This is a genomic window from Mammaliicoccus sp. P-M58 (assembly GCF_022386165.1).
GTDB classification, from domain to species: Bacteria; Bacillota; Bacilli; order Staphylococcales; family Staphylococcaceae; genus Mammaliicoccus; species Mammaliicoccus sciuri.
Genome location: NZ_JAJNJI010000006.1, coordinates 98,140 through 112,026, shown reverse-complemented (window position 1 = coordinate 112,026; position 13,887 = coordinate 98,140). Strand labels below are relative to the sequence as shown.

The 13,887-nt window shown below is 29.9% G+C and carries 18 protein-coding genes; 5 read left to right on the top strand and 13 right to left on the bottom strand.

Translation table 11 applies throughout. From position 1 onward, the window contains the following. Nucleotides 1-37: 37 nt before the first annotated feature. From LQ694_RS08320 to LQ694_RS08305, 4 genes are all read right to left on the bottom strand, one after another. Nucleotides 38-1,027 carry a LysM peptidoglycan-binding domain-containing protein gene (locus tag LQ694_RS08320; RefSeq protein WP_058612637.1) on the bottom strand — a complete coding sequence of 330 codons (990 nt, stop codon included), beginning with the start codon at nt 1,025-1,027 and terminating at the stop codon, nt 38-40. A 138-nt stretch (nt 1,028-1,165) separates the two neighbouring features. Beyond that, nucleotides 1,166-1,543, bottom strand: coding sequence for a YxeA family protein (locus LQ694_RS08315; RefSeq protein ID WP_058612636.1), 378 nt, complete (start codon nt 1,541-1,543; stop codon nt 1,166-1,168). A gap of 113 nt (nt 1,544-1,656) precedes the next feature. After that, nucleotides 1,657-1,917, bottom strand: a complete 261-nt coding sequence (locus LQ694_RS08310; RefSeq protein ID WP_179926177.1) for a hypothetical protein — start codon at nt 1,915-1,917, stop codon at nt 1,657-1,659. Between the two features lie 68 nt (nt 1,918-1,985). After that, nucleotides 1,986-2,525, bottom strand: coding sequence for a 2'-5' RNA ligase family protein (locus LQ694_RS08305; protein WP_196968123.1), 540 nt, complete (start codon nt 2,523-2,525; stop codon nt 1,986-1,988). Between the two features lie 329 nt (nt 2,526-2,854). Between LQ694_RS08305 and LQ694_RS08300 the strand changes: the two genes are divergently transcribed. The 4 genes from LQ694_RS08300 (at nt 2,855) to LQ694_RS08285 (ending at nt 5,353) form a co-directional block, all read left to right on the top strand. Continuing rightward, nucleotides 2,855-3,394 (top strand): GNAT family N-acetyltransferase, encoded by a 540-nt coding sequence (locus LQ694_RS08300; protein WP_196968122.1) that lies wholly within the window; start codon nt 2,855-2,857, stop codon nt 3,392-3,394. Nucleotides 3,395-3,510: 116 nt separating this feature from the next. Next, complete coding sequence (locus tag LQ694_RS08295) at nt 3,511-4,770, top strand: Y-family DNA polymerase (protein WP_196968121.1); 1,260 nt, start codon at nt 3,511-3,513, stop codon at nt 4,768-4,770. 20 nt (nt 4,771-4,790) lie between these two features. Next, nucleotides 4,791-4,985, top strand: coding sequence for a hypothetical protein (locus LQ694_RS08290; RefSeq protein ID WP_049319767.1), 195 nt, complete (start codon nt 4,791-4,793; stop codon nt 4,983-4,985). 119 nt (nt 4,986-5,104) lie between these two features. Further along, nucleotides 5,105-5,353, top strand: a complete 249-nt coding sequence (locus tag LQ694_RS08285) for a GlsB/YeaQ/YmgE family stress response membrane protein (protein ID WP_025904335.1) — start codon at nt 5,105-5,107, stop codon at nt 5,351-5,353. A 768-nt stretch (nt 5,354-6,121) separates the two neighbouring features. Here the strand turns inward: LQ694_RS08285 and LQ694_RS08280 are convergent. The 8 genes from LQ694_RS08280 to LQ694_RS08245 all read right to left on the bottom strand — a co-directional run bounded on the left by LQ694_RS08280 (nt 6,122) and on the right by LQ694_RS08245 (nt 11,924). Beyond that, the gene (locus tag LQ694_RS08280; RefSeq protein WP_196968120.1) at nt 6,122-7,519 is read right to left on the bottom strand and encodes an MFS transporter; all 1,398 of its coding nucleotides are present in this window, start codon (nt 7,517-7,519) and stop codon (nt 6,122-6,124) included. A gap of 170 nt (nt 7,520-7,689) precedes the next feature. Next, complete coding sequence (locus LQ694_RS08275) at nt 7,690-8,610, bottom strand: AEC family transporter (protein ID WP_096791126.1); 921 nt, start codon at nt 8,608-8,610, stop codon at nt 7,690-7,692. Nucleotides 8,611-8,749: 139 nt separating this feature from the next. Further along, nucleotides 8,750-9,217 carry a GNAT family N-acetyltransferase gene (locus LQ694_RS08270; protein WP_096791125.1) on the bottom strand — a complete coding sequence of 156 codons (468 nt, stop codon included), beginning with the start codon at nt 9,215-9,217 and terminating at the stop codon, nt 8,750-8,752. Nucleotides 9,218-9,228: 11 nt separating this feature from the next. Beyond that, nucleotides 9,229-9,822 carry a histidine phosphatase family protein gene (locus LQ694_RS08265; protein ID WP_096791124.1) on the bottom strand — a complete coding sequence of 198 codons (594 nt, stop codon included), beginning with the start codon at nt 9,820-9,822 and terminating at the stop codon, nt 9,229-9,231. 228 nt (nt 9,823-10,050) lie between these two features. Next, a complete protein-coding gene (locus LQ694_RS08260; protein ID WP_070372998.1) occupies nt 10,051-10,239 on the bottom strand; it encodes a hypothetical protein in 189 nt (62 codons plus the stop codon). Nucleotides 10,240-10,274: 35 nt separating this feature from the next. Further along, complete coding sequence (locus LQ694_RS08255) at nt 10,275-11,204, bottom strand: thermonuclease family protein (RefSeq protein WP_196968119.1); 930 nt, start codon at nt 11,202-11,204, stop codon at nt 10,275-10,277. 187 nt (nt 11,205-11,391) lie between these two features. Next, entirely contained in the window at nt 11,392-11,550 is a 159-nt protein-coding gene (locus LQ694_RS08250) for a hypothetical protein (RefSeq protein WP_158006033.1), read from the bottom strand. A gap of 20 nt (nt 11,551-11,570) precedes the next feature. Next, on the bottom strand, nt 11,571-11,924 hold the full coding sequence (locus LQ694_RS08245) for a hypothetical protein (RefSeq protein ID WP_058612138.1): 354 nt from the start codon (nt 11,922-11,924) through the stop codon (nt 11,571-11,573). 612 nt (nt 11,925-12,536) lie between these two features. Here LQ694_RS08245 and LQ694_RS08240 point away from each other — a divergent pair. Beyond that, a complete protein-coding gene (locus tag LQ694_RS08240; RefSeq protein ID WP_196968118.1) occupies nt 12,537-13,157 on the top strand; it encodes a LysE family translocator in 621 nt (206 codons plus the stop codon). Nucleotides 13,158-13,263: 106 nt separating this feature from the next. On the opposite strand, the gene LQ694_RS08235 is transcribed toward LQ694_RS08240, so the two are convergent. Next, entirely contained in the window at nt 13,264-13,860 is a 597-nt protein-coding gene (locus tag LQ694_RS08235) for a hypothetical protein (protein ID WP_196968117.1), read from the bottom strand. Nucleotides 13,861-13,887 lie beyond the last annotated feature (27 nt).

The following is a 13,887-nucleotide window of genomic DNA, read 5'->3' as shown; positions in this document are numbered from 1 at the left end:
AGTTACAGTAACGCTTGCACTTTAGAGGTGTTTTTAATTATTTCAGTTTCAATACTTGTCCTACACTTATATCATTTGAACTTAAATTATTTAATGATTTAAGTTTAGCTACACTTACGCCGCTTCTTTGAGATATATTATACAACGTATCTCCAGAAACAACAGTATGTGTATCGCCTGTTATATTATCACTTGTTTCATTTAAATCATTATAATGCTTTTGAACGAGACTATAAAATTGATTCATATCGTAGCCCCACTGACTAAAGTAATTGATTGGATCTGTATGATCTGTTCCGCCATAATATTGACTAATGGCATTGTGACTAATAACTGTACCTGTTCCCTCATTATTATCGGCTAATGATGGTTTCAGTCCATTTTGGTGTAACATTTTCGCAGTTAAATATGCTTGATTATTGACCGATTTCGCAAACTGGTCAAATGTACTTGATTGAGCCAATTCTATTTGATAGAAATATGGATTGGCTTTTGCGCCTGCACCCCAAGCTAAATAATCACTAGATGCTGTTTGAACAATTTTACTACTACTTGCATAAGCATGAACAAACGCGCTTTCATAATTGTTATACATGTAATTGATTTCTTCATCTATTGTGCTATCAGGATTAGCTGTTTCATGTATAATCACACCGATAAACTTATCTGATTTATAGTCATACTGCGGTAAGCTATCCATTCTAGAATCTTGTGTAATTGCAGACGGCTTAATATTATTTTTAGCAATATAATTATTAACATCTTGATAAGCTTCATTTGTATGTTGATTGGATTCTGTTTCTGCAGAATTTTCTTCTGCATCTTTATTATGTAATTTGAGATCTTCATCCGTTAGCAAGCCTGTTAATTCTTTCGGGTTCATCTTTTGTGCTTGTTCAAAACTAATCGATTTGCTTGTGTTCTCTGTTTGTTCACTTTGATGTTCTTCTGCATTTACATATCCAACAGATTGAGAAAATAATACACTTGTCGTCAAAATTATTGCTGTTCCAAACTTGTACTTCATAATAATCCCCCTTATATTTTATTTTTATATTGTATTACAAACTATAATTAATTAATATGCCTGAAGAATATTTCGTTATATTAAATATTTATTACAAATTAAAAAAGAACGAGATAAATTGGTTATCTCGTTCTCATTTTATTCTATAACGTTTAAAGCTTTCTTTGGTATTTCACTTTTATCAACTTCTTCAAATGAATCTACATGTGTCCCTTTATGCTTAATTTTTAAATAGTGATTTGTTTTAAGCTCATCTGATGATATAAATTCCACTTTCGTACGTTTTCCATCTTCGTCTACAATATCTTGCTTATATCTTCTAATATTATGTTCTTCAACAGCATCAGGTAGCTTTGTCTTTACATAAGCGTATTTCTCTTTCATAAATGGATTTAATTGATCTGATACACCTTTAATTTCACTTGAGCCAGATGTACTAAATATAACGATTAATAAACAACAACATAAAATAACAAATATAATTAGAAAAACAATACCTTTTAATAAACCTTTCAATGTTATCTCTCCTTTCAAGTAAAATGATAGCATCATATCACTTGAAATAGTCCTAACATTGTTGTCACAACAGGCTTCTAAGCTTACAATTTTGTAAGATTAAGTCTCTCTTATTAAAACACACCTAATATATTTCCAATTAACCCTGCTACTGTTATTAATACACCTACACCCGTTAGAACAGATGTAATAACCGCTTTTCTATTTTTCTTATTGGTTTCATTAATACTTCTTTCAAGGTTGTTCATTGAAATTGTTATTTTGTCTTGAATGATATTTGGCAAATGATCAATCTTATTGTTCAAAGTATCGAAGCGTTCATCAACACGCTTTTCATATTGTTCAAATTCATTTCTTGTAACATATTCTGACATAATGAGCACCTCTCTTTTTATATTTTATAATTAGTAAATTTAGCTTCTAAAAAATGTATTTATCAATTTTAATCTTTCAATTCAACTTTCTTTAAACGAATATACTTATTATTTACATATTTATAAATATAAATCTCATTAACTTGAAATGGTTTAAATATATCTTTCTCATTCAATTCTTTTTCCATGTTCAACAAATTATTTATATTATTTCCAGTACTAATGTCATCTCCATAACTTTGTTTACCAACAGTTAAATGTGGTACATATAAATCTCCTTCAAAATACTTTTGTTGCATTTCCTTTGTAACATTTAATAATTCCACTATTTGTTTATGTAAATCATGAATTTCTAATGAATCAAATGGCACGTATAATACTTCTTTACCAAAATAATCTGTTTGTTTTGGTTTTACAGTAAATTTAGAAGTATGATAAATCAAATTAGTAATATCTTCTATCCAATTTTCATCCATTGTTAAACTACTTTGAGCTTTTAAAGTAATATGTGGTTCTACACCTATTCTATCCATATATTGATGTTGTAAGTTAAGTACCGTACTGTACATAGGTTCAGGTGGTACAATTCCAATAAAATATTTACTCATCATATCCCTCTTTTGTTAGTAAGTTAAAGTATCTATTAATACTAACTTAAATCAGAGCAATTGTTCAAATTCATTTCTCGTAACATATTCTGACATAATGAGCACCTCTCTTTTTATATTTTATAATTTATAAATATAATTGTCAAAAACTGTATTTTAAAATTATGAGCTGAAAAGTAACCATTTTTTATTAGATTATATTGATTGGATACATATTCTTAATAATTCATATAGCTTATTTTCAAAACTGTAAACTTCAAAGAAATATATTTTTTCCAATTTGCATGATAAAATAATTTTAATTATTTTATATAGAAGAGAGGGATAACATGGTTGAAAATCGTGAATTATATATTAGACCTATTAAATTAGAAGATTTAAAGAGTATATGGCAGATGGCTTTTAAGTACTCAAATCCTGAATGGAAGTTATGGGATGCGCCTTATTTTCCTTATCATGCTATGTCGTATGATGATTTTTTGCTCCAAAAGGATGATTGGATCAATGTTCCGAATAGATGGGCTGTAATTTACAACGACAAAGTTATTGGTACAGTTTCTTATTATTGGGAACATGAACCTTCTAAGTGGCTAGAGATGGGTATTTCAATCTATCAATCTGATAATTGGGGTAAAGGCATTGGCACAAATGTCATGCGTATGTGGATTGATCATTTATTCAATACTTTAGATATTGTTCGCGTCGGTTATACGACTTGGTCAGGGAACAAAGGCATGATTAAAATTGGAGAACGTCTTGGTATGACTATGGAAGCTAGAATTAGAAAAGTAAGATATTATAACGGGACTTATTACGACTCTATTAGAATGGGTCTTTTACGGGAAGAATGGCAAGATTTAAAGTCTTAATCTAGTACATAACAATCATAAAATGATAACATATTGTGCTTTTATACAAGTTTATACTTTACAAAATAGAACATATGTTCTTATAATGAAAGTACAATATGACTAGGGTGATTTTTATGTATGACTACAGTTATTGTCTAAATCGGGATATTTTATGTGTGGATTTAAAGAGTTTCTTTGCATCTGTCTCATGTATTGAGAAAGGTTTGAACCCGTTAACGACTAAGCTTGCTGTTGTGGCTGATACGAAGCGTAAAGGTTCTGTTGTCCTGGCAGCTACACCACCTTTAAAAGAAATTGGCATTAAAACAGGTTCTCGTTTATTTGAAATACCTCAACGTAAAGATATCTATGTTATTAATCCGTCTATGAAGAACTATATACAATTATCAACACAAATTAGCAAAATTGCTTTGGATTATGTTGCACCTGAAGATTTTCATCAATATAGTATTGATGAATTCTTTATGGATGTATCAGAGTCTTATCATTTATTTGCACATTCTCCCTTTTCATTAGCGATGCAACTTCAAGAGCGTATATTTAATTATACTCAAATTCGTAGCACGATTGGTATTGGCTCTAATTTATTACTTGCTAAGCTTTCAATGGATATTGACGCTAAGTATACAAGTCTTGGGATATCAGAATGGCGCTATGAAGATGTGCCGTCTAAAGTTTGGACCATTCAACCTTTACGAGACATGTGGGGAATCAATCGACGTACAGAAACTAAGCTTAATAAGAAAGGTATATTTACGATTGGACACTTAGCTAACTATCCTGTGGAATATTTGAAGCGGGACTTTGGCGTTATTGGTGTTGATCTTCATTTGCATGCTAATGGTATTGATGAAAGTGTCATTAGAAATCCTCATCGTATATATGATAAATCTTTAGGTAAGTCGCAAATACTGATGCGTGATTACAGTATGAATGAACTTAAGACCGTATTAAATGAACAAGTAGATGAAGTTTACTTTCGTTCTAGAAAACTCAATTTATACCCTACACGTATTAGCGTGAGTATCGGTTATGCAGACGTTGGAGGTGTGCGGAAACAATTTACAAACAAAACGGGATTTATGAATACTTATGTTATCACACAATTATTATGGGATTATTTATCCCAACGGTTAGAGCCGGACAGACTTTATAGAACAATGGCTATATCATTTGGTAAATTTATTCCGAACCAAATTAAGCAACTATCTTTATTCGATGATCCGTATCAAATTAAGACAGAGACACTCGAAAATCATTTAGATTTTATACGTATGAAATATGGTAAGGATGTTGTTATGCGCGGTTCAAGCTTATTAAATAGTGGTACATTATTAGAAAGAAAAGACTTAATCGCAGGTCATAAAGCTTAATATTTATGGAGTGTACAGTTATGAAACAACTTAATATAAACTGGGAAGCAGATTTTATTGAATATCAAACTTTATTATATAGTGGTGTCGATCCAGAATGGTTCTATGCTTGTATTAGAAATGATGTATTAGTACCAGCATATACAGGACAAGGCAAACAATATTTTTGGACTAAAGATATCCTTCAAGCTCATAAAATAATACCAATATTTTAAAAAACCAACTATTTACTACAATTATTGTTTAATTTTACCAATTTATTTTTAAATAAGTGTTTAACGTATCTTCACTTTGGATATATATATAGAAGTGGAAAAATAGGAGGTAATTATATATGGGCTTTATATTAATGTTAATCGTCGGCGGTTTAATCGGCTGGCTAGCAGGCGTTATTTTAGGTAAAGATATTCCAGGCGGTATTATTGGTAACATTATCGCAGGTATTATCGGTTCAGCAATTGGTGGTAAATTATTAGGAGACATGGGACCAGTAATAGGTGGAATTGCAATTATTCCAGCATTAATCGGTTCAATCATCTTAATCTTAGTACTTTCATTCATTTTAAAAGCAATTAAAAAATAGAAAGTACAATAAATAGAAAGAAGCATATCACTTAATTAATTTCATGATATGCTTCTTTTTTAATACAGATATTTCTAACAAATAAAAGCACCACACAAATTTGTGCAGTGCTTATGTCATATACGAATAAATATTTTCAAAACCACTCTAGGTAAATAGCTTTGTAATTATAAAATACCCGGGGTATACATACTCTAAACATTATTTTAATAATAATCTAAAGAAATTCATGATTCTTTAACGTTTATTAGAACCTTTACTAAACAGCTTTCTTATAAGTCTCATAATTAAAACTGTACCAACATATCTTAAAATACGTTTTACAACGTTTCCCATCCTTATCAGCTCCTCTTACAATATATCATTTACTATTACTTCTTCACTACTTTACCCAATTAAGACTTTCATTACACATATAACAAAAAGATTTCGTAGTCCCAACTCGGCAAAGATGACTAGAGTTGAAAAGCTTAGTACAAGCGTATTTCAATTCAGTCATCTACTGCCAAGATACTACAAGAGACTGAGACATTACATTATGTCCCAGTCTTTTTTATATGGAAAAATCAATATAAACGTGAGGTTCTATGTTGCTTGTTTAATGTGTCTTGCAACATACGGAGGCGCCTATTTATCTTGTTTCGCATGTCTTGATAAATACAGGGTCCTCAACATTGCTTGTCACCCTTCACTTGCAATATTTAGCCCTTATTTCTAAAATATGAAAAAGAGTCTAGAACATTTCTGTCCCAGACTCTTTAATATAAATTATGATTTTGTACTTTCGTTATGCCACCATAATGAATCTTTCGGATTTTCTACAGCATGAACAAATTCTTTTTTCGATGCTACAGTTGGATAAGATCCTTTTAATGATTTTTTAGAAGTATCTTCAAATAATGTTAAGACAACGATAAGGCCAATGACACTCACACCTAGTAAGTAGAATGCAGGTGCTAAATTATTACCTGTCACGTGTACTAACCATGAAGCTACTAATGGTGTTGTACCACCAAATAACGAAACTGAAATATTAAATGTCCATGATAATGTTCTATAACGAATATCTGTATGGAACAATGTTGGTAATGAACCTGGCATTGTACCTTCGTAGACTGACAATACGATACCTAACAATAGTAATCCAAGGAATAAGAAACCAAGTCCACCAATATTTAAGAATTGGAATGAAATGACAGATACTAATATACCTAAGATTAAACCGAAAGATATCACTTTCTTATTACCTATTTTATCACCAAGTCTACCAAATGTAAGTGCGAACGGTACCATAATCAGTAATACAACCGCTGTTATCGGCGTACTAATACGATCACTAATACCAACCGTTTCATCTAAATATGAAGGCATGTAACCTAATAATACATAGTTTGTAATGTTGAAGAAGGCTACAAACACAATACATAATAAGATATCTTTTTTATATTGTTTTATAATTTCAATAACGCTCAGTTGATCTTTTTGATCAGCGATATCATTTTCAAAAATTGGCGTTTCTTCTAAATGCGTTCTCAAGTAAAGACCAATCAATCCAATTGGTGCACTTAAGAAGAATGGAATTCTCCAACCCCAAGAATTCATTTGAGCGTCCGATAGTGTCCAGAATAATACTGTAACAAGGATAGATGCCACAATATAACCAGATAAAGTACCGATTTCTAAACCACTACCTAATCTAATTCTTTTATTATCCGGTGAAGACTCTGCGATATAAACCATCGCACCAGCATATTCCCCACCTACTGAGAAACCTTGTAAAATACGAGCTAGCAATAATAAAATTGGTGCCCAAATTCCGATTTGATCATATGTAGGTAATAGTCCAATAATCAAAGTAGAAATTGCCATCATAATAATTGTAAATGTTAAGACAACTTTTCTACCTAGCTTGTCACCTATTTTACCAAAGACAATGCCGCCCACTGGTCTAAGTAAGAATGCTATCGCAAATGTTGCAAAAGTGAAAATTAATTTTAATTCATCATTTTGAACTGGACTGAAGAAATTCTTACTAATGATAACTGCAAGGTAAGAATATAGAGCAAAGTCAAACCATTCCATTGCATTACCAATACCAGTAGCAAACACACTTTTCTTTGCCATACCGATATCTACGACGTTGATTTTCTTTTTATTAAACTTCAAACGTATACAGCTCCTTTTCATGTTTAAAGAGTATACGCTCACTTTTTTATAGTGTCAACTTAATATTTAAATATAATAATATACACTTTTCATCTAATGGTATACAAATAAAAAATGTCCGCGCTTACATCATAGTAAGCATGGACATTATAAATTTAAACGATTTTTACTTAAGTAAATAGTATATATGACAAATAAATAACAATTGAAACTGTGATTGAGCTTAATAATGTAGAGAATAATACAATATGAGCATGTAGTTCTGGCTCCACATCATATTCAAAAGCAATCGTTGATGTATTTCTTGAAGTTGGAAAGGCACTAGCTATAAATAAAGATTGTGCAATAACGCCATCAATATGGAATAAATAAATTAAACTAAGTGCAATAAGAGGTCCAATTATCAACCTACCAATCAACGATCCCATAATCGCTCTATGCAATAATTTCAATTTAATATGCGCTAATTGAGCACCTAATAAAATTAAAGCAATTGGCGCAAAACTATCTGAAATTTGGTGGATAGGAATTAGAAACACTTGAGATAATTTAATATGCCCTACTTGAAATATAATACCTAAAATCAGTGCATGAAAAACAGGTAACTTCAAAAAAGAAATGACAATATCTTTTAAACTTTTAGTAGTGGAAAGTAAATTATACATGCCATAAGAATAAGTAAGTAGATTTTGGAAAATAAGCACGAAGATTTGTACCGCAACACCAATAGGATTTTGACTAAAGATTAATTGACTGACCGGCAAACCATAGTTCCCAGAATTCATCAAAGAGATACTATTCTTTAAAGCAGCACTTTCACCTTTTTGAAGGTTCAATACTTTAGCAAATAAATTACCAATTAAGATCATAACTAAACTATAAGCTACAATATAGTAAAAAACCTTTAACAGCAAATCCATTTGAATCGTAATATCATAAATATTCGCAAAAACTGCAACAGGCATTAAACAATAAGTAATAAGTGTAGAAAAATGTTTTAAATTAAATGCAAACTTTCTCTGTAATAAAAAACCAACAAAAATTAAAATAAGAAGCGGCAATAACACTTCCGTTAAAATGAAAACAAACATAATATCCTCTTTCTTTCTATATTTCCTTTATATTCAAACTATCATAATTGAATCATAATAAATATGACAAATTTAGTATTTAGAATGATAAGTTTAAGTTATGAATATAGAAATATAGATAACTAAAGCTTAGATGTATTTATTTAAATTTTTCCATTCTATAAATACCTTCATCATCTTGAAATTTGATACCATTCTTGAAATCATAACCATACTTTCTATAGAATTCTACGGCTGTAACAGAGGCTGGAATTTCTATACGTTGTGCGCGTTTATAATAATAGTCATTTTCAAGCGTTTCTATTATGAGCTTACCAATACCTCTTCCTTGATGATCTGGTGATACGAAGATAGTAAACAAGCTACTTTCAGTTTGACTATCCCAATACGGTCCTATTGCACCAGTTGCTATTATTTGATTATTTTCTTCAAATATATAAAAATTTGTAAAACTTGCTCTTTTAATTATTGCTTCAGGTGTCATGCTACTCACAACTTTTTCTATTTCTTCAACTGGTTCGTCTTTTACATTGGTTGTTCTCAATGTGTGAATAATCATTTCACTAACTGCTTTAGCATCTTTTGAATCGAACATTCTAATTTTCATACAATCACCCTTTATATCTCACCAATTTTCTTATATTGAGACAAGTGGTTCACTTGGTTACATTCTAATATTTCTACTTTATCGTCTGATATTTTTAATGATGTAATACCACCGTTTGTAAGTTTAATTTTTCCTGTCCCTGTTTCTCCATTTGAATAATGATATAATATGGCATTGATAAAGGCGCCATGCGATACGACTACTACATTTTGATTTGGATATTTATCATGTATTTCAGCCAATCCTGTTAAAAATCTACGCTCGATACTAGTCCCATCTTCACTATTAGGATATATGCGATCTGGGAAACGTTCGAGTTTTTCAGCAAGCGTCATACCTTCAGCGTCACCAAAAGATAATTCAATAAACGCTTCACTTTCAATCAAATCTACATTCAATTGTTCTTGTACAATTTCAGCAGTTTTTTTAGCTCTTATTAAAGGACTCGTAATAATCAAATCAATTTCTTTATCTTTTAAAGCATCACCACTTTCCTTTGCTTGTAATTCACCATTACGATTCAATGGAATATCTGTTCTACCCTGAGTTCTACCTTCCAAATTCCAATCCGTTTCACCATGTCTTAAAAAATATACATTTGTCATCATTCAAACCTCACATTAAATAATTTAAAACCTATTGTATCACTTATAACGGTACATAACACACTAAATTTCAGTATATATACATTTATAATTGAAAAGAAAGCTTTCGAATTGGACTTAACATTATTGTATAATATTTCCATATATTACAAACATGGTAGCTTCCATCATGGTCAACACCAAACCCCCTTTTTTCGTGAAAATAAGGGGGTTTTTTAGTGTGGTTAATTATCTATTATTTCTAATTCTAATGGATACCGTTTCAACAACAATACTAATTAAAATCATTACGATTAATAGTACAACTAAACTCCAAACATATCCTAATTCCAAATAATTAGTTAAAGTGGTACATCCCCAAATAGCTAAGAAATAGATTAATAACCTTAAGATAAAAAATATAATGTTATTATTCATAATGATCTCCTTTAACTAAGATACATAAAATAAATTTAATTTGCTTCACATGCAAAGTTATCTTTATCTCTATCTAGTTTAGCATTGTATGCTGGATGTGTGCTTGGTACGCCATTTGGATATACTTTTCTAAGTGCAGTACAGTTTGGATAATATTCTGACCCTGCATTTTGAGAAGTATTATTTGGTGTTTGTGTTGTAGCACTTCCTGCTCCATTTGAACTTTGCGTATTACTTGATGATGGTTGTTCAGTTGTAGGTTGTTGTGTACTTGCTTGATTATCTTCAAATGCACTTCCTAAACTCCATATACCTAATTTTTCTTCTTTGGCTTTTTCTTGTGCACTTTCTAATTGATCTAAGTATCTTGTATTAGGTGGATATACATATGCTACTTTAGCTAATCCTTCTCTGACCAATATTTCATTAAGCATTTTACCATCGACATATATGTATGCTAAATAACGTTGATATTTATCTGTTTGTCCACCTACATCAAACTCTACTTCGATTTTATTTGCATTTGTTAACAACTCTTTCGTTCTATCTGATGCTTCTTGACCAAATGGTTGCTTACCTAATCTTGGATGTTTCGTTTCAGGTGTGTCAATTAGTAAAAATCTAAATGATTGTTGACTGCCGTTATAAATAAATTTCGCAGTATCTCCATCAACTGTACCCGCTAACTCAACTGGAATTCTGTCTGTCGTACCTGGTTTGTATGTTTTTTCTTGAGTATCATTTTGACTAGATTTCTCATTATTATTTGAATGTTTCTCGGAATTCTCTACTTTTTCCTTCAGCTTTTTATTTGTCTCTTCTAATTCTTTTTGTTTACTTTTTAATGCCTTATTCTCTTGTTTTACTTTTTCTTTTTCACTACTATCAGTACTTCCACTACTACAACCACTTGCAATGGTTGCTAAAAATAAAATACTTACACATAACAATATAAACTTTTTCATAACACTTACTCCTACTTAAATATTCATTTTACTTATTATACCAAATTCCGAAGATTTTATAATAATATTTTGAAATTTCGCTCGATTTAATTAATTTACCTTAAAATATCAAGGTTATTATATGTATTAACAAGGAATATACAATGGCTATAATCTCAAAAAAATAAAAAACACCTTTACGATGTTTTTAGTCAAATAATCGAAATATGATTCTAAATATCCAGCCTATAGCTCTTGGAATTGTCACGAATATTGCTCTGATAAAATCTCCTATATAAAAGAAGCCTTCTAAAAAATCTCCAAAAGATAATTTGTCAGCTTTATGTTTTTTATTTTCTTTACCCATATGACGCCTCCTATCTTAATTTATAAATGTACTGAAACAAATTCAACTAGATAATTGATACCTTTTATAAATATATAAAATGCATAAGCCATAGTGCCTAAAATAAATAAAGCAGACATTATTTTAATTTTTTCTCCCTTTTCTCTATAAACAATATGGACGATAATAAACATTGTCATTAAAGAAAGATAAGCAAATGCCACTGCTGTTAACGTACCTAACGCATTCCTTTTAGTAGGAAAGTGACTCGTAATCCATGTATCATAAAATGCATCTCTAATCCCGATATGTTCAGTATAAAGATCAAAGCCTATTCCTAGTAATATCAGTAAACCTTCAAAAATAAATGCCATCAACAAAATGAATGCTTTCATTTAATCACCTTTAGTATTTTAATTAATTCTACAATTAATAAATAACATTAGTTATGGATAATAGTAATATACTTATGAAATAAGGGCAACATGCCGAAACACATTGCCCTTTGAATATTTGTATTAATTTTTAGATAAGAATTGATATGTAAAATAAAGTAAGGATTTCACATTAATATCTTAACAGTTTATGATAAAATAATGATATTCAAAAAACATTCATTCTGTTGAATCAGACGGAGGCACAATGTACTTAATATGTGGCATTACACTAATACTTATAAGCATTATCATATTTATCTGGGAAGGCAAAAGTTTCTTCAATATATTTATATTTGCTTTAGGGATTTTATTAACTTTAGGTTCTTTGTTAAACCTCCTTTTAAATTTAATATAAAAAACTAGTCATATGATCATAACAAGTTTTACGTACAAATATAAATCTTCTTCAATAGCACCGCTTCTATATCCACCAATATTCATATAAATACTCTCCTAAGATATCCTTTAAATTCAGCGAAAAATACCACTTAATTATAAAATAGTATAGTTATTTTAATATTTCTTTGTTATATTATTTAAAATAAAACATAACTAAGAGGTGTTGCATATATGGATAATTGGTTAAGTTTCGTAGTTATTACATTAATGATTATTATTATTCCGGGACCAGATTTCTTCATTGTATTAAATAATACTTTAAAAGGAAATGCTAAAAATGGCATTATGGCAGGTTTGGGTATATCAAGTGCCCATGTTTTTTATTCATCTTTAGCAGCATTTGGATTAATTTTCATATTAACTACATCATATTATGTATTTAGTGCTATCAAAATATTAGGTTCTGTTTATATTGCCTATTTAGGTGTAAAGACCATTTTAAATGCTAAAAAGACTTTTAACATTACAACTGAACCAACAGTTCAGTCTAATATTAGTCTGACATCATCATATAAACAAGGATTTTTAAGTACAATTTTTAATCCGAAAGCAATACTATTTTATGTGAGTATATTACCCCAATTTATTACAAAACAAGACGGATCAATGACAATAATCATTCTATCCTCTTTATTTATCATTACAGTATTTGTGTGGTTCTTTATCTGTAGCTTTCTATTTAACTACATAAGACAATTATTTAATAACCATAAATTTAAATCCATCCTCGATTATGCAATAGGCACCGTCTTAATCGGCTTAGCCATTAGTATATTTAAATTGGAGAAATAATTAAAGTCCTGGCTAATTAAGTTAGCTAGGACTTTTTGTTAGACGTAAATATTCATTTTATTATTCAATTACAATAGTATCTAGAGTTGAGGAAGCACTTATAATATTATGTTATTTTCTTTTCATAAGCTTCAATTTTCTGGCGACTCTCGTCTTCTTTATCTAAAGTAATATGTAATTCAAATGTTTTATTCGTTTGTTCATCTATAGAAAGATAAGTCTTTACATCGACCCCTGCAAAAACTTTTCTATACGCATCAATAATCTCCTGATCTGCATCTGTTACTGGCACATTCAGTATCTCAGAATAAGGATAATAAGGTTCGCTATTGAAATAATCTTTTACTAAATCATGTAATACGCTATTACAATAACTTGGTTGGTTACTTTGGAATTCAATATATTGTTCTTTTGGGTCAAATAGTAAATCATATATTTTTTTGCCTTTTAATATGTGATACAATTCATATAAACAATGATTAGTATTGTTTTTTATTTTCTTTACCCGTTCTTCTGACTTCTCTTTATTAACTCCAAAAAAACTAGTATGCTCTCCATCATTTCGAATCATACAAAAATATGGATGAAATTCTTTTCTAAAATCTCCATATAAGCCTGATCCGAAGTTTACTTCATATTCATACAAGTCATAAAACATACAATACCAATCAATATAAAATTCAATATATGCTTTATTTTTCAAAAGTAGCACCTCCTATAGATTACCTCA